The organism is Pseudomonas lurida (assembly GCF_002563895.1).
GTDB classification, from domain to species: Bacteria; Pseudomonadota; Gammaproteobacteria; order Pseudomonadales; family Pseudomonadaceae; genus Aquipseudomonas; species Aquipseudomonas lurida.
In genome coordinates, this window is record NZ_PDJB01000001.1 from 1308718 (window position 1) to 1329627 (window position 20910).

At 59.4% G+C, this 20910-nt stretch carries 20 protein-coding genes; 7 read left to right on the forward strand and 13 right to left on the reverse strand.

All coding sequences use genetic code 11. The annotated features are described in order from the left end of the window. Positions 1-140: 140 nt before the first annotated feature. The 4 genes from glpD to ATH90_RS05885 all read right to left on the reverse strand — a co-directional run bounded on the left by glpD (position 141) and on the right by ATH90_RS05885 (position 5275). Positions 141-1679: a glycerol-3-phosphate dehydrogenase gene (glpD, locus tag ATH90_RS05870; protein ID WP_034102401.1), complete on the reverse strand. Its 1539-nt coding sequence runs from the start codon at positions 1677-1679 to the stop codon at positions 141-143. Positions 1680-1981: 302 nt separating this feature from the next. Continuing rightward, complete coding sequence (locus ATH90_RS05875; RefSeq protein ID WP_034102402.1) at positions 1982-2737, reverse strand: DeoR/GlpR family transcriptional regulator; 756 nt, start codon at positions 2735-2737, stop codon at positions 1982-1984. Positions 2738-2832: 95 nt separating this feature from the next. Continuing rightward, entirely contained in the window at positions 2833-4338 is a 1506-nt protein-coding gene (glpK, locus tag ATH90_RS05880) for a glycerol kinase GlpK (RefSeq protein WP_034102403.1), read from the reverse strand. A gap of 79 nt (positions 4339-4417) precedes the next feature. After that, entirely contained in the window at positions 4418-5275 is an 858-nt protein-coding gene (locus tag ATH90_RS05885) for an MIP/aquaporin family protein (RefSeq protein ID WP_028619056.1), read from the reverse strand. Positions 5276-5603: 328 nt separating this feature from the next. Between ATH90_RS05885 and ybaK the strand changes: the two genes are divergently transcribed. Further along, positions 5604-6074 (forward strand): Cys-tRNA(Pro) deacylase, encoded by a 471-nt coding sequence (ybaK, locus tag ATH90_RS05890; protein WP_034102404.1) that lies wholly within the window; start codon positions 5604-5606, stop codon positions 6072-6074. Positions 6075-6207: 133 nt separating this feature from the next. Here ybaK and ATH90_RS05895 read toward each other — a convergent pair whose 3' ends face one another. After that, positions 6208-7317, reverse strand: a complete 1110-nt coding sequence (locus tag ATH90_RS05895) for an ABC transporter ATP-binding protein (RefSeq protein WP_098465864.1) — start codon at positions 7315-7317, stop codon at positions 6208-6210. Then, complete coding sequence (gene argF, locus ATH90_RS05900) at positions 7314-8234, reverse strand: ornithine carbamoyltransferase (protein WP_098465865.1); 921 nt, start codon at positions 8232-8234, stop codon at positions 7314-7316. Before argF ends, ATH90_RS05895 begins: the two co-directional genes overlap by 4 nt. 434 nt (positions 8235-8668) lie before the next feature. On the opposite strand from argF, the gene ATH90_RS05910 reads away from it, so the two are divergent. Next, positions 8669-10777 (forward strand): molybdopterin oxidoreductase family protein, encoded by a 2109-nt coding sequence (locus tag ATH90_RS05910; RefSeq protein ID WP_098465866.1) that lies wholly within the window; start codon positions 8669-8671, stop codon positions 10775-10777. Positions 10778-10854: 77 nt separating this feature from the next. Further along, complete coding sequence (gene grxD / locus ATH90_RS05915; protein WP_016970749.1) at positions 10855-11193, forward strand: Grx4 family monothiol glutaredoxin; 339 nt, start codon at positions 10855-10857, stop codon at positions 11191-11193. A gap of 98 nt (positions 11194-11291) precedes the next feature. Here the strand turns inward: grxD and bfr are convergent, their stop codons facing one another. Beyond that, on the reverse strand, positions 11292-11762 hold the full coding sequence (bfr, locus tag ATH90_RS05920; protein WP_010212744.1) for a bacterioferritin: 471 nt from the start codon (positions 11760-11762) through the stop codon (positions 11292-11294). Positions 11763-11963: 201 nt separating this feature from the next. Continuing rightward, complete coding sequence (locus ATH90_RS05925) at positions 11964-12182, reverse strand: bacterioferritin-associated ferredoxin (RefSeq protein WP_010564137.1); 219 nt, start codon at positions 12180-12182, stop codon at positions 11964-11966. A gap of 244 nt (positions 12183-12426) precedes the next feature. Between ATH90_RS05925 and ATH90_RS05930 the strand changes: the two genes are divergently transcribed. Then, positions 12427-13029, forward strand: a complete 603-nt coding sequence (locus tag ATH90_RS05930; protein ID WP_003172097.1) for a peroxiredoxin — start codon at positions 12427-12429, stop codon at positions 13027-13029. Between the two features lie 64 nt (positions 13030-13093). Here ATH90_RS05930 and rnt read toward each other — a convergent pair whose 3' ends face one another. Both rnt and pyrC read right to left on the reverse strand, forming a co-directional pair. After that, positions 13094-13765, reverse strand: coding sequence for a ribonuclease T (rnt, locus tag ATH90_RS05935; protein ID WP_010564138.1), 672 nt, complete (start codon positions 13763-13765; stop codon positions 13094-13096). Further along, positions 13762-14808 carry a dihydroorotase gene (gene pyrC, locus ATH90_RS05940; RefSeq protein ID WP_034102409.1) on the reverse strand — a complete coding sequence of 349 codons (1047 nt, stop codon included), beginning with the start codon at positions 14806-14808 and terminating at the stop codon, positions 13762-13764. Before pyrC ends, rnt begins: the two co-directional genes overlap by 4 nt. A gap of 156 nt (positions 14809-14964) precedes the next feature. Here pyrC and ATH90_RS05945 point away from each other — a divergent pair, with 156 nt between their 5' ends. From ATH90_RS05945 to ATH90_RS05955, 3 genes are all read left to right on the forward strand, one after another. Beyond that, positions 14965-15873, forward strand: a complete 909-nt coding sequence (locus ATH90_RS05945) for a flagellar protein MotY (protein ID WP_034102410.1) — start codon at positions 14965-14967, stop codon at positions 15871-15873. 142 nt (positions 15874-16015) lie between these two features. Then, complete coding sequence (locus ATH90_RS05950) at positions 16016-17233, forward strand: argininosuccinate synthase (protein WP_034102411.1); 1218 nt, start codon at positions 16016-16018, stop codon at positions 17231-17233. Between the two features lie 621 nt (positions 17234-17854). After that, complete coding sequence (locus tag ATH90_RS05955; protein ID WP_034102412.1) at positions 17855-18487, forward strand: response regulator transcription factor; 633 nt, start codon at positions 17855-17857, stop codon at positions 18485-18487. Between the two features lie 84 nt (positions 18488-18571). Here the strand turns inward: ATH90_RS05955 and ATH90_RS05960 are convergent, their stop codons facing one another. The 3 genes from ATH90_RS05960 to rsxB all read right to left on the reverse strand — a co-directional run bounded on the left by ATH90_RS05960 (position 18572) and on the right by rsxB (position 20815). Continuing rightward, positions 18572-18754 carry a PA3496 family putative envelope integrity protein gene (locus ATH90_RS05960; RefSeq protein WP_034102413.1) on the reverse strand — a complete coding sequence of 61 codons (183 nt, stop codon included), beginning with the start codon at positions 18752-18754 and terminating at the stop codon, positions 18572-18574. Between the two features lie 107 nt (positions 18755-18861). Then, positions 18862-19500 (reverse strand): endonuclease III, encoded by a 639-nt coding sequence (nth, locus tag ATH90_RS05965; RefSeq protein WP_038847851.1) that lies wholly within the window; start codon positions 19498-19500, stop codon positions 18862-18864. A 151-nt stretch (positions 19501-19651) separates the two neighbouring features. After that, the gene (gene rsxB / locus ATH90_RS05970; RefSeq protein WP_098465867.1) at positions 19652-20815 is read right to left on the reverse strand and encodes an electron transport complex subunit RsxB; all 1164 of its coding nucleotides are present in this window, start codon (positions 20813-20815) and stop codon (positions 19652-19654) included. Between the last annotated feature and the right edge of the window lie 95 nt (positions 20816-20910).

Consider the following 20910-nt stretch of genomic DNA (forward strand, 5'->3'; position numbering starts at 1 on the left):
GTGATTAACTTTGTGTGACGAATAATGGCTAGCCTTTGGGTCCGGCAAACCGAATACGTCGAGGCGCCTCGTTCGGAAAACCGAACGCCAAAAAAAGCCCCTGGGCCTTTCGGCGCAGGGGCTTTTGTCGTATCGGGCTGTCAGGCCGCTTCAATCTTGCTGCGATGCTGCTCGACCTTGGACAAGTAACGCTGCACGTTATCCTGCTCTTCGGGGGTAGTGAACAGGCCAAGCTTGGTACGGCGCCACAGGACGTCCTGGGGTTGGGTCGCCCATTCTTCGGCACACAGGTAATCGACTTCGCGGGTGTACAAGCCGCCACCCAGATGCTCACCGAGGTCGGCCTGGGACTGCACGCCTTCCAGCAGGCGCCAGGTACGGCTGCCGTAGGTGGTGGACCAACGACGTGCGATTTCACTCGGTACCCAGTCGAACTTGTTGCGAATGGCTTCGGCCAGGGCTTCTGGCGTGGTCATGTCTTCGCCACCGGGCAAACTTGCCGTGGCCGTCCAGCTTGGGCGCATCTGGGTAAAGTAGGGGGCCAGTTGCGCCATCGCCGACTCTGCGAGCTTGCGATAGGTGGTCAACTTGCCGCCGAATACCGACAGGATTGGCGCCTCGCCCGTGCCGCCGGACAGCGACAGGGTGTAGTCGCGGGTAATGGCCGATGGGTTGTCCGACTCGTCGTTGCACAGCGGGCGCACACCGGAATAAGTGTGGACGATATCATCGCGGCTCAGCTGTTTCTTGAAGTGAGCGTTGACCACCTTGAGCATGTAGTCGGTTTCGCCTTCGGTAATCGCGACTTTCGCCGGGTCGCCGGTGTATTCGCGGTCCGTGGTGCCGATGATGGTCAGGTGATTCAGATACGGAATAGTGAAGACGATCCGCTGGTCTTCGTTCTGCAGGATATGCGCGTGGGCGCCTTCGTACAGTTTCGGCACGATCAAGTGGCTGCCCTGGATCAGGCGGATGCCGTAAGGCGAGTCCAGCTTCAGGTCGTCCTTGATGAACTTGGCCACCCACGGGCCGGCGGCGTTCACCAACGCTCGGGCACGGATCGAGAACAGGCTGCCATCGGCGCGCTCCATGTTCATTTCCCACAGGCCTTTGCTGCGATGAGCACTGACGCAGCGGGTCTGGGTGTGGATGTGCGCGCCTTTTTCGCGGGCGGCCATGGCGTTCAACACCACCAGGCGAGCGTCATCGACCCAGCAGTCGGAGTATTCGAAGCCTTTGGTGATTTCGCTTTTGAGCGGGCTGTCGGGGCCGAACTTCAAGCTTTTCGAGCCGGCCAGTGTTTCGCGCTTGCCCAGGTGGTCGTACAGGAACAGGCCGGCGCGGATCATCCATGCGGGACGCAGGTGAGGACGGTGCGGCAATACGAAGCGCATCTGCTTGACGATGTGTGGGGCCTTCGCCAGCAATACTTCACGCTCGGCCAATGCTTCGCGCACCAAGCGGAATTCGTAATGTTCGAGGTAGCGCAGGCCGCCGTGGATCAATTTGCTGCTGGCAGAAGACGTGTGGCTGGCCAGGTCGTCCTTTTCGCAAAGGAATACCGACAAACCGCGCCCGGCTGCGTCTGCTGCGATGCCGACGCCGTTGATCCCGCCACCGATAACGGCAACGTCATACACTTCGGCAAGCGGTGGAGCAGGCAAGGTAGAAGGGTTCATCGGCTGGCCTCGCGATCTTTTTCGTATTGGAATTCGAACATTAATGTTCATTTGCGAAAATGGTAGCTGATAAACGCGCGCGCAGCCAGCCAACTTCGATTGAAAAAACTCATCGAAGGGCGGGAAAAGGAAAATTTGTGAACATAAGCCTGGGGAAGGCTCGAGCGTAAGAGGAGTGTTGAATAGCCTTCGCGGGCAGGCCCGCCCCCACAAGGGACCGCGTTCCGCCAGGGCCATGCGGTCAAGTGTGGGAGCGGGCTTGCCCGCGAGGGCGGTGGCACAGTTGCCAGGGATAGGGGGAGTTACACGACTTCCAACCGAACCTTATGCTGGTTCAGCAACTGCACCAATGCCGGCACCGGTTGCTGGTCAGTCACCAGGCAATCCACCAGGCTGATCGGCCCCAGGCGAATCATGGCGTTGCGGCCAAACTTGCTCGAGTCCGCTGCCAGGATCACCTGGCGAGCATTGGCAATGATCGCTTGCGACACCCGTACTTCCTGGTAGTCAAAGTCCAGCAGGCTGCCGTCTTCATCGATGCCGCTGATGCCCACCAGCGCAAAGTCGACCTTGAACTGGTTGATGAAGTCGACACTCGCCTGGCCCACCACGCCGCCATCACGGCGCACGTTACCGCCGGTCAACAGCACATCGAAGTCGTCCTTGGCGCTGAGCATGGTGGCGACGTTGAGGTTGTTGGTGATGATCTTCAGGTGGTTGTGGTTGAGCAACGCACGGGCGATGGATTCGGTGGTGGTGCCGATATTGATGAACAGGGAGGCGTGATCGGGGATCTGCGCGGCGATGGCTTCGCCGATGCGCTGTTTCTCGTCACGCATCTGGTCGGCACGCATGGCGTACGCCGTGTTCTCGACACTGGAGTCATAGGCCGCGCCGCCGTGGTAGCGGCGCAGCAGATTGGCGTCCGCCAACTGGTTGATATCGCGGCGGATGGTTTGCGGGGTGACAACGAACAGCTGCGCCATTTCCTCGATACTGACGTAGCCGCGTTCGCGGACCAGTTCGAGAATGTGTTGCTGGCGGGGAGGCAGATTCATGGGGCGTCCTTTGGGCTGCCATACAAAAGTGGCCCATGATGACGCAGGAATCTGCTCCCTGCCAGTTACAACCCTATATGGGTCCGGCGCTTGGCTTATTCAGCGCCTTCGTGAGGTTCCCAGTCGCGGGTGCGGCTCACGGCTTTTTGCCAGCCGGCGTAGAGTTTCTCTTTGGCCGCTTCGTCCAACTGCGGCTCGAACTCACGCTCGATCACCGCCTTGCCGCGCAACTCGTCCAGGCTGCCCCAGAAGCCACACGCCAGGCCGGCCAGGTAGGCGGCGCCGAGTGCGGTGGTCTCGCGCATTTGCGGGCGCTCGACCTGGGTGCCGAGGATATCGGCCTGGAATTGCATCAGGAAGTTGTTGGCCACCGCACCGCCGTCCACGCGCAGGGCTTTCAGGCGTTCGCCCGAATCCTGTTGCATGGCGTCGAGTACGTCGCGGGTCTGGTAGGCGATCGACTCCAGGGCGGCACGAATGATGTGATCCACGCGCACGCCACGGGTCAGGCCGAACAGTGCGCCACGGGCATACGGGTCCCAGTACGGAGCGCCCAGGCCGGTGAAGGCGGGGACCAGGTACACGCCGTTGCTGTCCTTGACCTTGCCGGCGAAGTATTCGGTGTCGGTGGCATCCGCGATGATCTTCAACTCGTCACGCAACCACTGCACAGTGGAGCCGCCGTTGAATACCGCACCTTCCAACGCATACGCCACTTCGCCACGCGGGCCGCATGCGATGGTGGTGAGCATGCCGTGCTTGGATTTCACCGCCTTGTCGCCGGTGTTCATCAGCAGGAAGCAGCCGGTGCCGTAGGTGTTCTTGGCCTGGCCGGCTTCGACGCACATTTGGCCGAACAGTGCCGCCTGTTGGTCGCCCGCAATGCCGCCGATGGCAATACCGCTTTTGGTGCGGCCATAGATTTCCGAGGAGGACTTCACTTCCGGCAGCATTTCGCGCGGTACGTCGAGGATCTCCAGCATCTTCGCATCCCATTCCAGAGTGTGGATGTTGAAGAGCATGGTGCGCGAGGCGTTGGTGTAGTCGGTGACGTGGGTCTTGCCGCCGGTAAATTTCCAGATCAGCCAGCTGTCGATGGTGCCGAACAGCAACTCGCCGTTGCGCGCACGCTCGCGGCTGCCCTCGACGTTGTCGAGGATCCACTTGAGCTTGGTGCCGGAGAAGTACGGGTCGGTGACCAGGCCGGTGGTGTCATTGATGTATTGCTCGTGGCCGTCGCGCTTGAGCTGCTGGCAGATCTCGGTGCTGCGGCGGCACTGCCAGACGATCGCGTTGTAGATCGGGCGGCCGGTGACTTTGTCCCAGACCACGGTGGTTTCACGCTGGTTGGTGATGCCGATGGCGGCGACCTGGTCGTGGTGCAGCCCGGCCTGTGCCAGCGCTTCGACCATCACCGCGCTCTGGGTCGCGAAGATTTCCATCGGGTCATGCTCGACCCAGCCCGCTTGCGGGTAATGCTGAGTGAATTCACGCTGGGCGGTGCAGACCACGTTGGCGTCACGATCAAAGATGATCGCGCGGGAGCTGGTGGTGCCCTGATCAAGGGCAATGATGTAGTTCTTATTCTGAATGTCGGTCATGTCGATTGCCTTGGACGAAATAAGGAAGTCAGAAATCAGCCTGGACCGCAGAAGGGCAGTGGGGACCAGGCTGGTGTTTTCAGGAAATACGCGTCTTGCCGTTGACAGCCGTGTCAGGTGTTTCTTCAGCTATAGCAGGTGCGGCGCTCGGCAGATGGCGGGCAATCAGCCCGCGATAGGCCGCAGCGCCGAGGCATGCGCCGACAATCGGCGCGAAAATCGGTACCAGGAAGTAAGGAATATCACGACCGCCGGTAAAGGCCATTTCACCCCAGCCGGCGAAAAAGGTCATCAGCTTGGGCCCGAAATCCCGCGCCGGGTTCATCGCAAAGCCGGTCAATGGGCCCATGGCGCTGCCGATCACGGCGATCAGCAGGCCGATCAGCAGCGGGGCCAGGGGCCCGCGAGGCAGGCCGTTGTTGTCATCGGTCAGGGCCATGATCACGCCCATCAGGATGGCGGTGATAACCATCTCCACCAGAAACGCCTGGGCAGTGCTCAGCAGCGCATGGGGGTAGGTGGAGAACACCGACGCCAGTTCCAGGCTGGCCTGTGAGCCGCGCACCATGTGATGGGTTTGTTCGTAATCGAAAAAAAGATTGCTGTACAGCGTGTACACCAAGGCCGCCGAGCAGAAGGCGCCTGCGATCTGGGCGAGGATATAGAAGGGCAGTTTGCGCTTGTCGAAGTCGGCGAAAATACACAGCGCGATGCTGACGGCCGGGTTGAGGTGGGCTCCGGAAATGCCGGCGCTCAGGTAGATCGCCATGCTGACGCCGACCCCCCATATGATACTGATCTCCCACAAGCCAAAGCTTGCACCCGCGACCTTGAGCGCAGCGACACATCCTGTACCGAAGAAGATCAGAAGCGCAGTCCCCAGGAATTCGGCCATGCATTGGCTCGAAAGTGAAGGCTGTTGAAGAGCAGTTGTCATGGAAAACCTCAGTTGTTGTTCTTGTCTGGCGCACGACCTCAACGGGTTGTTGCGCGATTTTCACCGTGACAAGGATCCCCATCCCGGTCACGGCTTACTGCTCGAATGCTGCGGCACTATTCCTACAGTATTCGGAAACGAAAAAATATAGACAAGAATGACTGCTGTCAAAGGTCGAAAGTGAACTGTCGGTCACTTTCCAACTATTGGTCTGGTGAATGATCACGCTTGTCACATTGAGCACGTACCGCGACAGAGGGCGCACTAGAGCGTTTTGTGTGGGGTTGGCCTAGAATTGGCCATCTGCTTGCCACGCTCCGGAGACTCCATGACCCCCGCATTGGATCTGTTGAAAAAAGTTCGCGCCGAACATCGAATCCACAGTTACGAACATGACCCCAAGGCTGCTTCCTATGGGCTGGAGGCCGCGGAAAAATTGGGCCTCGACCCCGCGCAGGTATTCAAGACCCTGCTGGCGAGCAGTGAAAAAGGCGAATTACTGGTGGCAGTGGTGCCGGTCGTCGGAAGTCTGGATTTGAAGGCGCTGGCACACGCAGCAGGCGTCAAGAAAGTCGAAATGGCCGACCCGGCAGCGGCTCAGCGTTCCACCGGTTACCTGTTGGGTGGCATCAGCCCGTTGGGGCAGAAGAAGCGACTGCGCACGTTTATCGATGTAACGGCGCAGCCTTTTACGACGATTTTTGTGAGTGCGGGGAGGAGAGGGTTGGAGGTCGAATTGCCAGCGGCGGTACTGGCTGAGCACACCCAGGCCACGTTCGCGCCGATTGGTCGCGCCTGACATTGATCTCAACGTGCGTGCGACCAAATGTGGGAGCGGGCTTGCCCGCGAAGGCGGTGTATCAGCTAATAACAAGTCGACTGACACTTCGCCTTCGCGAGCAAGCCCGCTCTCACAGGTTGCCCCGGTTTCTTCAGTTAGCGGGGCTGTGGCGGCGCACGCCTGATTCGCCTTGGGGGATTTGGGCGGCAGTGCTGCCGGACGCCTGGAACAACACCAGGTGTTCAGCGGCGACCCGAATCCCGACATCCGCACCCACCTGATGGTCTGCATGGCTGGGGAAAATCGACTCCAGCTGCGCGCCGGTCGGCAGTTGCAGGCGGTACAAGGTCGACGCGCCGAGGAAGGTCTTGCCGACGATCCGCGCGTTCAATGCGCTGTCCGGTGCGTAGACGATGTCATCCGGGCGCAGTAGCACGTCCACCGCACCGCCGGTAGGCCATGTGTAGGCGCGGTTGCCGCGCAACTCACCCAGTTCGGTGCTGACCGATTCCGGCGAGCTCAATTGGCCACGAATGAAGTAACCCTGGCCGATAAAGCTGGCGACGTAAGGCGTCTGCGGTTCGTGATAAAGGTTGTACGGCGTGTCCCACTGCTCAAGCCGGCCCTCTTTGAATACGCCGACCTGATCGCTGACAGCGAAGGCTTCCTCCTGATCGTGGGTGACCAGGATCGCACTGGTGCCGCGTGCCTTGAGGATGTCGCGCACCTCGTGGCTCAGCTTGCGTCGCAACTCGCCATCGAGGTTGGAGAACGGCTCATCCAGCAGCAACAGCGCCGGTTCTGGCGCCAAGGCGCGGGCCAGGGCGACGCGTTGTTGCTGGCCGCCCGAGAGCTCGTGGGGGAAGCGCTTGCCCAGGTTCTTCAGGTTCACCAGTTCCAGCAGTTCAGCCACCACGCGGTCTTTTTGCGGGTGCTTGCGAATGCCGAAGGCGATGTTGTCGGCCACGCTCAGGTGGGGAAACAGCGCGTAGTCCTGGAACACCATGCCGATGCGACGTTTCTCCGGTGCCAGGGTGAACCCGGCACTGGAGATCACTTCGCCGGCCAGGCTGATTTCACCTTCGTGCACCGGCTCAAACCCTGCGATCGCCCGCAGCGTAGTGGTCTTGCCGCAACCCGATGAGCCCAGCAGGCAACCGATGTCGCCAGCATTGAGGTGCAGGTTGAGGTTCTGCACCACCCGTTGATCTTGGTAGCCGCATGCCAGATTGCGCAGGTTCAGCAGTAATGGATGGCTCATGCGTGTTGGTACGACGGCGGAACGAGGAACTCGAGCAGCGCTTTTTGCGCGTGCAAGCGGTTTTCTGCCTGGTCCCAGGCGACCGAGCGTGGGTCGTCGAGCAGGTCGAGGCTGATTTCTTCGCCACGGTGGGCTGGCAGGCAGTGCATGAACAGTACATCCGGCGCAGCCAGGTCGAGCAGGGCACGGTTTACCTGGTACGGGGCGAACAAGGCAAGGCGCTGGGTGGTTTCGTCTTCCTGGCCCATGGAGGTCCAGACGTCGGTACTCACCAGGTGCGCGCCGATCACGGCGTCGCGTGGGTCGCGTACGAGGGTCACGCGGTCACCGGCTTGTGCCAGGAAGCGTGCGTCCGGCTCGTAGCCTTCAGGGCAGGCAACGCGCAGGTGGAAGTCGAATTGGATAGCGGCTTCTATATAGCTGTTGCACATGTTGTTGCCGTCGCCGATCCAGGCCACGGTCTTGCCCTGGATCGAGCCACGGTGTTCGAGGAAGGTTTGCATGTCGGCCAGCAGCTGGCACGGGTGCAGGTCATCGGACAGGCCGTTGATCACCGGTACGCGGGAGTTGGCGGAAAATTCGGTCACCGTGCTGTGGGCAAAGGTACGGATCATCACCGCATCGAGCATGCTCGACAGGACAATGGCGCTGTCGGCGATAGGCTCGCCACGGCCCAGTTGGGTGTCGCGCGAGGACAAAAAGATGGCTTGGCCACCCAGTTGGATCATGCCGGCTTCGAAAGACACGCGAGTGCGGGTCGACGACTTCTCGAAAATCATCCCAAGCACACGGTTTTTCAAAGGCTCGAACAGTACGCCGCGGTTACGCAGGTCTTTGAGCTCAATGCCTCGACGGATCACGCTGACCAGCTCTTCGGGCGTGCAATCCATCAGGGAGAGAAAGTGCCTTGCGCTCATCATTAACTACCTTTTTGCAACAGACCGCAGATACTCAAAGCCTTGTTTATTGTGACAACGGGCGAGACCTGCGGCGAAAGCCGCACGGGGCGACGAAATAGGGGAAGGCGCGATCTTATAATTAAATGTCGCGTCTTACCAATAGGGCTACGGTTTTTAGGGGCGTTCAAGGAGGGCGCGGGAGCGCTTTTGAAGACGAATTCCAGACAGCAGCAGGTCATTTGTACACTGGCGTCACGACCTTTTGCAATGCGCGGGGACGGCTGCAGGCCAGGCTGCGTCGGTTTCAGGGCGCATGTGCGAAGTTTTTGAAACATTTGCTCATGCTTGGCCATGGCTTGGCCTGATGCTCATCGATTCACGGCACTGACGTTGGTGGTGCCTTGGCCGTTCGCAGCCCATAGTGGGATCAAAGCCCTGATAAGAGACTGGCCATGACCAAGACTCTCCACCACCGTGCCTGCCATCTGTGTGAAGCCATATGCGGCCTGACGCTGGAAACGACTCAAGCCGACGATGGCAGCCTGGCGATCACGTCGATCAAGGGCGACGCCCAGGACAGTTTCAGTCGTGGGCATATCTGTCCCAAGGCCGTCGCGCTGCAGGATATCCAGAATGACCCCGACCGCCTGCACCAGCCCATGTTGCGGGTGGGCAGCGAGTGGCAGCCGATTGCCTGGGACGAGGCCTTTGCGCTCGTCGCCGAACGGCTGGTGGGGATCCAGGCGCGGCATGGGCAGAATGCCGTGGCGGTGTATCAGGGCAACCCCAGCGTGCATAACTATGGGCTGATGACCCACAGCAACTACTTTCTTGGCCTGTTGAAGACGCGCAACCGGTTTTCCGCCACGTCGGTAGACCAGTTGCCTCATCACCTCACCAGCTACCTCATGTACGGCCATGGCCTGTTGTTGCCCATCCCGGACATCGACCACACCGACTTCATGCTGATCCTGGGCGGCAACCCATTGGCGTCCAACGGCAGCATCATGACCGTGCCGGATGTCGAGAAGCGTCTCAAGGCCATCCAGGCCAGGGGCGGCAAAGTGGTGGTGGTCGACCCACGGCGCAGCGAGACGGCGGCGATGGCCGATCAGCATCTGTTCGTGCGCCCAGGCGGTGATGCGGCCTTGTTGTTTGGTGTGCTCAACACCTTGTTTACCGAGCACCTGACGCGCGACAGCCATCTGCCGGTTGAAGGTCTGGAAGATGTCCGCCGTGCCATCGCCGGCTTTACTGCCGAAGCCATGAGCCGCCAGTGCGCGGTGCCTGCCGAGCAGATCCGCCAACTGGCGCGAGACTTTGCCGCCGCGGACAAGGCGGTGTGTTACGGGCGCATGGGGGTCTCGACGCAGGCGTTCGGCACCCTGTGTCATTGGCTGGTGCAATTGATCAACCTGGTCACGGGCAACCTGGACCGTGTCGGTGGCGCGTTGTGCACCACACCGGCGGTGGACCTGGTGGCATCGACCGGAGGCGGGCATTTCAACCGTTGGCAGAGCCGGGTTTCCGGGCGGCCGGAGTACGGCGGAGAGTTACCGGTGTCCGCCTTGGCTGAAGAAATGCTGACTGAGGGCGAAGGGCAGATCCGTGCACTGGTGACGGTAGCGGGTAATCCTGTGTTGTCGACGCCTAATGGTCGTCAGTTGGAACAAGCCCTCGATGGCCTGGAGTTCATGGTCAGCATCGACCTCTATATCAACGAAACCACCCGGTATGCCGACCTGATCCTGCCGTCCACGTCAGCGCTGGAAAACGATCACTACGACACGACCTTCAACCTGTTCGCGGTGCGTAACGTCACCCGGTTCAATCGGGCGATCCTGCCCAAACCGGTGGGCGCGTTGCATGACTGGGAGATCTTTATCGGCCTGGCCCAGGCGTTCGCGGCCCACACCGGCGCAACGCTCAAGCCAACGATGCCGCCCGCGCAGATGATCGATTTCGGCCTGCGTGCCGGGGTATACGGTGATGCGTCCAGTCACAAGGTGTCCGTGGCAATGCTGGCGGATCATCCCCATGGTCTGGACCTGGGGCCGCTCCATCCCAATCTTGCTGCTCGGTTGAAAACCGCTGACGGCAAAGTGCAGGCGGCACCGCCGGTGATCCTCGCCGACCTGGCACGGTTTGCCGCGCAGCCGATGCCGGTGGCCGACGAACTGCTCCTGATCGGCCGACGTCATGTGCGCAGCAATAATTCCTGGATGCATAACTACCACCGGTTGGTGAAGGGCAAGCCGCGCCATCAGTTGCTGATGCATCCGGATGACCTCGCCAGTCGGCAGTTGAGCGATGGCCAGCGTGTGCGCGTCAGTTCGCGCATCGGCATGATCGAAGTGGAAGTGCTGGCCAGCCTGGACATGATGCCCGGCGTGGTCAGCCTGCCCCATGGTTGGGGCCATGGGCGACCCGGCGTACAAATGACGATCGCCAGCGGGCAACCAGGGGCGAGTGCCAATGACTTGACCGACGAGCGGCAGTTGGATGAGTTGTCGGGCAATGCTGCATTGAACGGCGTTCCAGTGCAGGTAGCAGCGGCCTGAGCACCACGCTGGAATTTTGCGTTACAATGCGCCACCGTGCCGACCTGTGAGTCGCAAAGTTCCAGCCGAGGTGTTCCATGGATATCATCGAAACGATCAAAGAGCAGATTGCCAACAACACCATTCTGCTTTACATGAAGGGCGCGCCAAACGCTCCTCAGTGCGGTTTCTCCGCGAAGGCTTCCCAGGCCATCATGGCGTGTGGCGAAAAGTTCGCTTACGTGGATATCCTGCAAAACCCTGAAATCCGTGCCAACCTGCCGAAGTACGCCAACTGGCCTACCTTCCCACAACTGTGGGTAGCCGGTGAGTTGGTCGGCGGTAGCGACATTATCGTTGAGATGGCGGCTGATGGTTCGCTGCAAACGTTGATCAAAGAAGCAGCCGCCAACGCTGCCGCAAAGACCGACGCTTGATTGTTGCAGGGGCCGGCGAGCCGGCTCCTCTCGCGGTCAATAAAAAGCCCCGCTTCTCGTGAGAGAGCGGGGCTTTTTTGTACCTGCGCGCTGAGGGCTTATTCGCCCATCTGCGATTGCAGGTAGTTTTCCAGGCTGACTTTGTCGATCAGGCCCAGTTGGGTTTCCAGCCAGTCGATATGTTCCTCCTGGTCTTCCAGGATGTCCTCCAGCAGTTCACGGCTGCCGAAGTCGCCCTTGGTTTCGCAGTGAGCGATGGCGGCCTTGAGGTCGCTGTGGCTCTTGCGCTCGAAACCCAGGTCGCTGCCGAGCATTTCCTGGGTGTGCTCGCCGATGTTCAGCTTGCCCAGGTCCTGCACATTCGGCAGGCCTTCCAGGAACAGGATGCGCTTGATCAGCGCGTCAGCGTCCTTCATGGCCTTGATGGATTCTTTGTATTCACGCTTGCCCAGCTTTTCCAGGCCCCAATCGTCATACATGCGTGCATGCAGGAAGTACTGATTGATCGCGACCAGTTCATTGGCAAGGATTTTGTTGAGTTGCTGGATGACTGAGATGTCGCCTTTCATGACTGGGGTCCTGCCCTGTAATAGCTGTGTATAGGGCGGAGTTTGAGCGGCGAACTCCTTAGTGTCAAACCTAAGTTATTGAATAATAAATGAAAATTAATCGGAATAAGAATGTTTGTGTTCCGCGTCTTGACGCTAACTAATTGAATTACGGGCATAAAAAAACCGGACACTAAGTCCGGTTCTTTAAAACACGCCCAATCAGGCGTGTGTAAATTCTGCTGAATAGGGGAGCGCGGCCTGGGCTGTCTGCAGCTGCGTCAGGGTTTCCCGTACCACTTGCTTGGCGAGGCAAGCACATTTACCGCACTGGCTGGCAACGCCGGTGGTTTCACGTACTTCCTTGTAGCTGCAGCAACCTTCATAGATTGCTTCGCGGATTTGTCCGTCGGTGACGCCAGTACAGAGGCACACATACATAAGGGAGAACCGTCGCGGGTTTAAGGCTTAAGTGCGATGGATCTTAATGTTAACGAGAATGATTGTCAAAGTAGATTCGCAGGGTATCTGCTGGTGCCGCGCCCGCACTGACGAACGGTTTTTTCAGTGTATGATGGTTGGTCTTCACGAAGCGTGACCGCGTCACAGGGCTGTCGCTTGAATGCGGCAGACTCAAGGCCGGTCCTTTTACTTCAATCGTCACCCTCACATCAGGAGATATCCAATGAGCGTACTCGTCGGCAAACAAGCCCCGGATTTCGACGTCCCAGCCGTCCTCGGCAATGGCGAAATCGTTGACAGCTTCAAACTGTCTGAAGCCATCAAAGGCAAATACGGCCTGGTATTCTTCTACCCGCTGGACTTCACCTTCGTCTGCCCGTCCGAGCTGATTGCCCTGGACCACCGCATGGACGATTTCAAGGCGCGCAACGTTGAAGTGGTCGCTGTTTCCATCGACTCCCATTTCACCCACAACGCCTGGCGCAACACTGCCATCAACGATGGCGGCATCGGCAAAGTCAAATACACCATGGCTGCCGACATGAAGCACGACATCGCCAAGGCCTACGACGTTGAATCCGAAGGCGGCGTGGCTTTCCGTGGCGCATTCCTGATCGACGACAAAGGCGTGGTTCGCTCGCAGATCATCAACGACCTGCCACTGGGTCGTAACATGGAAGAGCTGATCCGCCTGGTTGACGCCCTGCAATTCCACGAAGAGCACGGCGAAGTCTGCCCTGCCAACTGGAAAAAAGGCGACAAAGGCATGAACGCTTCGCCAGAAGGCGTTGCGGCTTACCTGACCGAGAACGCTGGCAAGCTGTAAGCCAGAATCGAGGTAAAAAAAACCGGCCTGTGAAGGCCGGTTTTTTTATGCGCGGGATTCAACGTCAGTCGTTGAAGTCTTCCCAGCCGCCCATCTGCTTCCAGCGGTTGACGATGCCGCAGAACAGCTCGGCAGTCTTCTCGGTGTCATAGCGGGCCGAGTGGGCCTCACGCCCGTCAAAGTCGATGCCGGCTGCCTGGCAGGCTTTCGCCAGCACGGTCTGACCGTAAGCAAGGCCAGCGAGGGTCGCGGTGTCGAAGCTGGAGAACGGGTGAAACGGGTTGCGCTTCATGTCCAGGCGCGCCACGGCAGCATTCAGGAAGCCCAGGTCGAAGCTGCTGTTATGGCCGACCAGGATCGCGCGCTTGCAGCCATTGGCCTTCAGCGCCTTGCGCACGCCACGGAAGATATCGGTCAGCGCCGCTTCTTCACTCACCGCCATGCGCAGTGGGTGATCGAGCTTGATCCCGGTGAACTCCAGGGCTGCGGCTTCGATGTTGGCGCCTTCGAACGGCTCGACGCGGAAGAAGTGGGTGTGTTCCGGGAACACGAAACCCTGTTCGTCCATGCCGATGGTGGTCGCGGCGATTTCCAGCAGCGCGTCGGTGGCGCAGTTGAAACCACCGGTTTCTACGTCGATGACAACCGGCAGATAGCCGCGGAACCGCTCGGCCATCGGGTGACGGGAACCGCCACCACTGTGCTCGTGTTCGTCATCGTAATGGTCTTCACTCACTTGCTTTCCTCCAGCAGGCGCCAGCGCAGTGTTTCACCGGCGCGCAGCGGGATAACAGTCAGCTCGCCAAACGGCAGGCTGGCAGGGGCGGTCCAGTCTTCACGGACCAGGGTGATGCGGTCGGTATTCGCCGGCAGGCCGTAGAATCGCGGACCATTGAGGCTGGCGAACCCTTCGAGCTTGTCCAGGGCGTTGCGCTGTTCGAACGCTTCGGCGTACAGCTCGATCGCGGCATAGGCGGTGTAGCAACCGGCACAACCGCACGCGGCTTCTTTTGCATGCTGGGCGTGTGGGGCGGAGTCGGTGCCGAGGAAGAACTTTGGATTGCCGCTGGTGGCGGCATCCAGCAAGGCCACCTGGTGGGTATTGCGCTTGAGGATCGGCAAGCAATAGAAGTGCGGCCGAATCCCGCCCACCAGCATGTGATTGCGGTTGTACAGCAGGTGATGTGCCGTGATGGTTGCGCCGACGTTGGCCGAGGCCTCGGTGACGAATTGCACGGCATCGGCGGTAGTGATGTGCTCGAACACGACCTTGAGGGTCGGGAACAGCTCGACTACACGGCGCATATGCTCGTCGATGAAGATCTTCTCGCGATCGAACACGTCCACATCGCCACGGGTGACTTCACCGTGGATCAGCAGCGGCATGCCGACTTCCGCCATGGCTTCGATGGCTGGCAGGATCTTGTCGATACTGGTCACGCCGGAATCGGAGTTGGTGGTCGCGCCGGCCGGGTACAGCTTGGCGGCGTGCACGAAACCGCTGGCCTTGGCCTCACGAATTTCTTCGGGCTGGGTGCGGTCAGTGAGGTACAGCACCATCAGCGGTTCGAAGCGGCTGCCGGCCGGCCGTGCAGCGAGGATACGCTGGCGGTAGGCGTCGGCTTGCTCGGCGTTACGCACCGGAGGTACCAGGTTAGGCATGATGATGGCGCGGCCAAACGTGCGCGCTACATCGGCCACGGTGTGGGGTAACGCAGCACCATCGCGAAGATGAATATGCCAGTCGTCGGGACGCAGCAGGGTCAGGCGGTCGGACATTGGGGATTCCAGGCGGGTCAATCTGGTGGGAATGCTACCGGAAAAGACTCTTGCAGGCACTCGCTATCAAGTTTTGCAGGATGCAACCGATAGCCTTTCGTATGCCTTATCGATGTATGACGCCTTGAAGTGTTGTAGAAACCAGTGGAGCCTCCCGTGCGCCAGCATTATCTAGCCCTGCTCAGTGTGTTTGCCAGCCTGCCTGCGATGGCCCTCACGTTCCAGACACGTCTGGAGAATATTGAGTGGAAGGTAGAGGGCGACCAGTTCGAGTGCCGCTTGACCCAACCGATCACCGACTTCGGTTCGGGTGAGTTCGTGCGCCGGGCTGGTGAGCAGGCGACGTTTCGCCTCAAAGCCTATAACGGCTCGCTGGGCGCGGGCTCGGCCACGTTGCTGGCCGCCGCGGCCCCTTGGCAGCCTGGGCGCGGTGATATCAACCTCGGCGCGGTGCGTGCCGGCAGTGGCGACGTCTTGTTCAACAGCTCCCAGGCCCAGGCCGGGCGCCTCTTCACCGGGCTGCTGGAAGGGCGTAGCCCGACGGTCCGCCACTACGGGCGTGAGGGCGGCTACTCGGAAATCCGCTTGTTGCCGGTGAAATTCAACAAGGCCTATAACGACTACCAACTCTGCACCACCAAGCTGTTGCCGATGAATTACGACCAGGTCAAGCAGACCGAAGTCGGGTTCCCCGGTGGCGGAATCGAGCTGGATGCGGCGGCCAAGAAGAAACTCGACGTAATCCTCGCGTTCATGAAAGCCGACCCCACCGTCAACCATATCGAGTTGAACGGCCATTCGGACAACAGTGGCAACCGCCTGACCAACCGCGACGTCTCGCGCCGTCGTGGCTTGGCAGTCATGGACTATTTGAAGGCCAATGGCATCCAGGAATCGCAGATCACCCTGCGTTTCCATGGCGAAAGTTACCCACTGGCGCCCAACACCAATGCGGCCAACCGGGCACGCAATCGGCGCGTGAATATCCAGCTTGAACGCGTGGCAGCCCCCGAGAAACCAGCGCCCACAGCCACTGGCCCGAGTAACCCAGCACATACTTCATAAATTGCTGCCCTGAGGTGCGGCTATCGGTCGCCCGTTCGACATAATCTGTCGCTTTATCTTCATTTGCTGTCGCGCCCCTGTAAATTCGCGGTTTTGGTCGGTAGAATCGACGCCTTTCCGTACAACCCCGTGGAGTGATGGCATGGCCGACGTAAACAAGGTCGTTCTCGCGTATTCCGGCGGCCTGGACACTTCGGTGATCCTCAAGTGGCTGCAGGATACTTATAACTGTGAAGTGGTGACCTTCACCGCTGACCTGGGTCAGGGCGAAGAGGTCGAACCTGCACGTGCCAAGGCGCAAGCCATGGGCGTGAAAGAGATCTACATTGACGACCTGCGCGAAGAGTTCGTCCGCGATTTCGTTTTCCCGATGTTTCGCGCCAACACCGTCTACGAAGGCGAGTACCTGCTGGGTACCTCCATCGCACGCCCGCTGATCGCCAAGCGCCTGATCGAAATCGCCAACGAAACCGGCGCCGACGCCATTTCCCATGGCGCTACCGGCAAGGGCAATGATCAGGTGCGTTTCGAACTGGGCGCCTACGCGCTCAAGCCAGGCGTGAAAGTGATCGCTCCTTGGCGTGAGTGGGACCTGCTGTCCCGTGAGAAGCTGATGGATTACGCTGAAAAGCACGCCATCCCGATCGAGCGTCACGGCAAGAAAAAGTCCCCGTACTCGATGGACGCCAACCTGCTGCACATCTCCTATGAAGGCGGCGTGCTGGAAGACACCTGGACCGAGCACGAAGAGGACATGTGGCGCTGGACCGTCTCCCCGGAGAACGCCCCAGACAAGCCGCAATACCTGGAGCTGACCTACCGCAACGGCGACATCGTCGCGCTGGACGGCGTCGAAATGACCCCGGCCACCGTACTGGCGACCCTCAACCGTATCGGTGGCGAGCACGGTATCGGCCGTCTCGATATCGTCGAGAACCGTTACGTGGGCATGAAGTCCCGTGGCTGCTACGAAACCCCAGGTGGCACCATCATGCTGCGCGCTCACCGCGCGATCGAGTCCATCACCCTGGACCGCGAAGTGGCTCACCTCAAAGACGAGCTGATGCCCAAGTACGCCAGCCTGATCTACACCGGCTACTGGTGGAGCCCTGAGCGTCTGATGCTGCAACAGATGATCGACGCTTCCCAAGCCCACGTGAACGGTGTTGTGCGCCTGAAGCTGTACAAGGGCAATGTGATCGTTACCGGTCGCAAGTCCGATGATTCGCTGTTCGACGCAAACATCGCCACCTTCGAAGAAGACGGCGGCGCCTACAACCAGGCAGACGCAGCGGGCTTCATCAAGTTGAACGCATTGCGCATGCGCATTGCGGCCAACAAAGGTCGTTCGTTGTTCTAAGTCTCAACCTGTTACGAAGAGTGGCCCCTTGTACAAGGGGCCATTTTTTTTGCCTGTGGTTTTACAAAGCGCTGCGATGTTTATAGCGGTTAAACATGAATTGATGCTTTTCACCGCAACAGTTTCTCAAGCGACGGCTTTGATTGAATGGTTGGAAGTTTGGAGAGGAATGAATTTTTTACACCTGTGTAGGAACTAGTCTTACAGATAATTCACTCATGGAAGTACAGCGGGGATATAAAACGCTGAACGGTCTGTAGGAATTAAGGATGTAAATGAATATGTTGAATGGAACTAAAACAGCCGGACTCTTCTCGTCGTGTTTCTTGTTCGCCGGCAAGAGGCAAGGGGCGTTTCCTGACAGTTGCGTCAGGCACGTTTACCCAGCCCCTCTTGGCGCACGGATATTTCACTCAAAATATGTAAGTCCCCGGAAAGGTCTGAAAGGCTCCATAAAATCGGATGCGACCGAGATAGCGTTTTTTTGTAGGGAAATTCTTTTATCGCTGTGGGGTGGGTCTCTGCTTGCTGTTGCTTGGGGGGGAACGCTATGCCAACTATGAAACGACTAGGCTATTGTGCTTGCTCTAAATAATTCGAACAGCGAAATTGGACTTTCTCATGAATAAAGTGCTGATCGTGGATGATCATCCCGTCATTCGTCTTGCTGTGCGTATGCTAATGGAACGTCATGGTTATGAGGTCGTTGCCGAGACCGATAACGGTGTCGATGCGTTGCAACTTGCACGGGAGCATATGCCGGACATTGTCATACTGGATATTGGGATTCCCAAACTTGATGGGCTGGAAGTTATTTGCCGGCTGTCTTCTACCAAACAGCTCGCGCCGTTCAAGGTGCTGGTGCTGACGTCCCAGGCGCCGGGTCATTTTTCCATGCGCTGCATGCAGGCGGGCGCTGCCGGCTACGTGTGCAAGCAACAGGACCTGACCGAGTTGCTGAGCGCGATCAAGGCGGTCTTGTCGGGCTACAGCTATTTCCCGAACCAGGCGCTCAACTCGGTGCGCTCCACCATGGGCAATGCCAGTGAGGCCGACATGGTCGAGCGTCTGTCAGGCCGGGAAATGATGGTGTTGCAGCAGTTGGCCCGGGGCAGGACCAACAAGGAGATTGCCGACGGCATGTTCCTCAGCAACAAGACCGTCAGTACTTACAAGACGCGTTTGCTGCTCAAGCTCAATGCCCGCTCGCTCGTAGACCTGATTGAACTGGCCCAGCGCAACGGCCTGGTGTAGAGGAGGGCCCCGCACCGCGCATTGCCCCGGCAACCGGCAGAAAAAAGCCTCCGTGAGGGAGGCTTCCGGCCGTCGAGTCTTCGATCAGAGATCGAAGTCGTAATCGGCCAGTTGTTTTTGCAAGCGTCGTTCTTCCAGAAGATTGTCGATAGTGCGGCGTTTGCTCAAATTGGTCTTCGCAACCTCTGCCACGGGTGCCTCAATCCCATCGTCATCCGACTCAACGAGGTCGTCTTCCACTTCCAGTTGTTCTTTGCCAGTGCTCATAAGGTTCACTCCGGGCTAAGACTGCCGTTGGCGCTCCTTATAACGATAATCCATGATCGGGTAAAAAAGATTTTTTCAATCGGCTGATCAAAAAAACCAATGATTCCTCAATCGTCCGACGTTTTGTCCTTGTATTCGCACAGGTCTTCGATGCGACAGCTGCCGCAGCGTGGCTTGCGGGCCTGGCAAACGTAGCGTCCGTGCAGAATCAGCCAGTGGTGGGAATCCAGCAAATAGGGCTTGGGCACGAACTTCATCAGCTGCTTTTCTACCTCCACCACGTTCTTGCCACGGGCAATGCCGGTGCGATTACTCACTCGGAATATGTGGGTGTCGACGGCCATGGTCAGTTGACGGAATGCGGTGTTGAGCACCACGTTGGCGGTCTTGCGGCCAACGCCTGGTAGGGCTTCCAGGGCTTCGCGGGTTTGTGGCACTTCACTGCCGTGCAGTTCCACCAGTAGGCGGCAAGTCTCGATAACGTTCTTGGCCTTGCTGTTGTACAGGCCGATGGTCTTGATGTACTCCGACAAACCCTCGACACCCAGCGCATAGATCGCCTCCGGTGTGTTCGCCACCGGATACAGCTTGGCGGTAGCCTTGTTGACGCCGACATCCGTGGATTGGGCCGACAGGATCACCGCAATCAGCAACTCGAACGGCGTGGTGTAGGCCAGTTCGGTCTTGGGTTCCGGATTGTCTTCGTGAAGCCTGCGGAAAATTTCCAGGCGTTTTGCGGCGTTCATGGGGCGGAGGGTTCCTTGCAAGCGGTCGACGTAAGGGTGAGCAGTGAATCCAGGCTTGGGATTCGGCGAGCAATAATCCGGGCAGGATAAACCATCGCCTCGGTGGTCGGCAGCGTGCACCTGCAGTCCAGGTGGCGGCGGCTGCGGTGGGTCAAGCGCCGGTGTAGACGTCCACCTGGCGCTGCGCCTCCTCCTGCTTATGTTGTGCGGCTTTCAATTGGTCCGTACTGGCGTCCGTTTGGCGTTGTAATTTGCTGACCTCGGCCCGGGCGTAGGCCAATGCAGTTTTCAGCTGACGCAGTCCGGCGTCGATGGGGCGTTTTTCTACGCGCTGCAGATCTGGCCTGGGCTGCTCGCTGTCAGCCTCGGCATCATGCAAGGCTTGCTCCGCGCTGGACAGCGCAGCGCTCAAGGCGGCCAGTTGCTGCTCGTCAGCCTGCAGGTCCTGAGCTTTTTTCAAGTCGGCGCGCCGCATGGCCAACTGGATTTTCGCGCGCTTGAGTGCGGGGTCTTTTTGCGTGGGCACGTCGGCTGGAGCGGTGGCTTCCAGGGCCGTGAGTGCCTGCTCCGCTGCTTCGAACTGCTGCTGCAGGACGATCAACTGCGACTGCTGCTCGAAGGTCGGCGGGTGGCCGAACGCCTTCAGAGACTTGTGCAATTGGGCACGACTCATGGCAACCGTGATTTTGGCCTTCTTGACCGCTGCATCTCGGGCCGCCTGAGCGGCGTTGTTCTGCATGGGCAACGCGGGCGTCGAGCGCTTGGCCCGTGCCAGGCGTTCGGCGAGTTTGTCTGCTTCTTCCCGTTGCAGGCGCGCATTGCGTTGCTCAAAACGCCGCCGCGCCCGGTCGCGTTTCAAGCTGCGTTCATGGCGCTGTTGATCATTGGTCGCCAGGCCGCCCACGATCGGCAGCACGTTGGTCGTTGGGCGCATCTCGATGCAATCGACAGGGCAGGGCGCGACGCACAGGTCGCAACCGGTGCACTCATCAATAATGACGGTGTGCATCAGCTTGGCGGCGCCGACAATGGCGTCGACCGGGCAGGCCTGGATGCACTTGGTGCAGCCAATGCACTCGGCCTCGCGAATATACGCAACCTGGGCTGGCGCCTCCCCGCGGCGGGTGTCCAGGTCCAGCACGGGCACGCTCAGCAACTGCGCAAGGCCAGCGATGGTTTCCTGCCCTCCGGGCGGGCACTTGTTGATCGCCTCGCCACGTGCGATGCCCTCGGCGTAAGGCTTGCAGCCCGGGTGCCCGCACTTGCCGCATTGGGTCTGCGGCAGCAGCGCGTCGATGCGTTGAATCAAATTCATGGGGTGATCATTGGCATGCCGGTTGAACAAACAGGGTTCGTTGTGGTGAGCCCGCCCGCGGTGGCGAGTGGGCTCGCCACGACAAGCCCGCTCAC

What these genes read in the sequence shown, in the direction of transcription:
- glpD (WP_034102401.1), bottom strand. Translation starts at nt 1,679, where the DNA reads ATGAACCCTTCTACCTTGCCTGCTCCACCGCTTGCCGAAGTGTATGAC.
- ATH90_RS05875 (WP_034102402.1), bottom strand. Translation starts at nt 2,737, where the DNA reads ATGAATCTGCCTCCCCGCCAGCAACACATTCTCGAACTGGTCCGCGAA.
- glpK (WP_034102403.1), bottom strand. Translation starts at nt 4,338, where the DNA reads ATGACCGACATTCAGAATAAGAACTACATCATTGCCCTTGATCAGGGC.
- ATH90_RS05885 (WP_028619056.1), bottom strand. Translation starts at nt 5,275, where the DNA reads ATGACAACTGCTCTTCAACAGCCTTCACTTTCGAGCCAATGCATGGCC.
- ybaK (WP_034102404.1), top strand. Translation starts at nt 5,604, where the DNA reads ATGACCCCCGCATTGGATCTGTTGAAAAAAGTTCGCGCCGAACATCGA.
- ATH90_RS05895 (WP_098465864.1), bottom strand. Translation starts at nt 7,317, where the DNA reads ATGAGCCATCCATTACTGCTGAACCTGCGCAATCTGGCATGCGGCTAC.
- argF (WP_098465865.1), bottom strand. Translation starts at nt 8,234, where the DNA reads ATGAGCGCAAGGCACTTTCTCTCCCTGATGGATTGCACGCCCGAAGAG.
- ATH90_RS05910 (WP_098465866.1), top strand. Translation starts at nt 8,669, where the DNA reads ATGACCAAGACTCTCCACCACCGTGCCTGCCATCTGTGTGAAGCCATA.
- grxD (WP_016970749.1), top strand. Translation starts at nt 10,855, where the DNA reads ATGGATATCATCGAAACGATCAAAGAGCAGATTGCCAACAACACCATT.
- bfr (WP_010212744.1), bottom strand. Translation starts at nt 11,762, where the DNA reads ATGAAAGGCGACATCTCAGTCATCCAGCAACTCAACAAAATCCTTGCC.
- ATH90_RS05925 (WP_010564137.1), bottom strand. Translation starts at nt 12,182, where the DNA reads ATGTATGTGTGCCTCTGTACTGGCGTCACCGACGGACAAATCCGCGAA.
- ATH90_RS05930 (WP_003172097.1), top strand. Translation starts at nt 12,427, where the DNA reads ATGAGCGTACTCGTCGGCAAACAAGCCCCGGATTTCGACGTCCCAGCC.
- pyrC (WP_034102409.1), bottom strand. Translation starts at nt 14,808, where the DNA reads ATGTCCGACCGCCTGACCCTGCTGCGTCCCGACGACTGGCATATTCAT.
- ATH90_RS05950 (WP_034102411.1), top strand. Translation starts at nt 16,016, where the DNA reads ATGGCCGACGTAAACAAGGTCGTTCTCGCGTATTCCGGCGGCCTGGAC.
- ATH90_RS05955 (WP_034102412.1), top strand. Translation starts at nt 17,855, where the DNA reads ATGAATAAAGTGCTGATCGTGGATGATCATCCCGTCATTCGTCTTGCT.
- ATH90_RS05960 (WP_034102413.1), bottom strand. Translation starts at nt 18,754, where the DNA reads ATGAGCACTGGCAAAGAACAACTGGAAGTGGAAGACGACCTCGTTGAG.
- nth (WP_038847851.1), bottom strand. Translation starts at nt 19,500, where the DNA reads ATGAACGCCGCAAAACGCCTGGAAATTTTCCGCAGGCTTCACGAAGAC.
- rsxB (WP_098465867.1), bottom strand. Translation starts at nt 20,815, where the DNA reads ATGAATTTGATTCAACGCATCGACGCGCTGCTGCCGCAGACCCAATGC.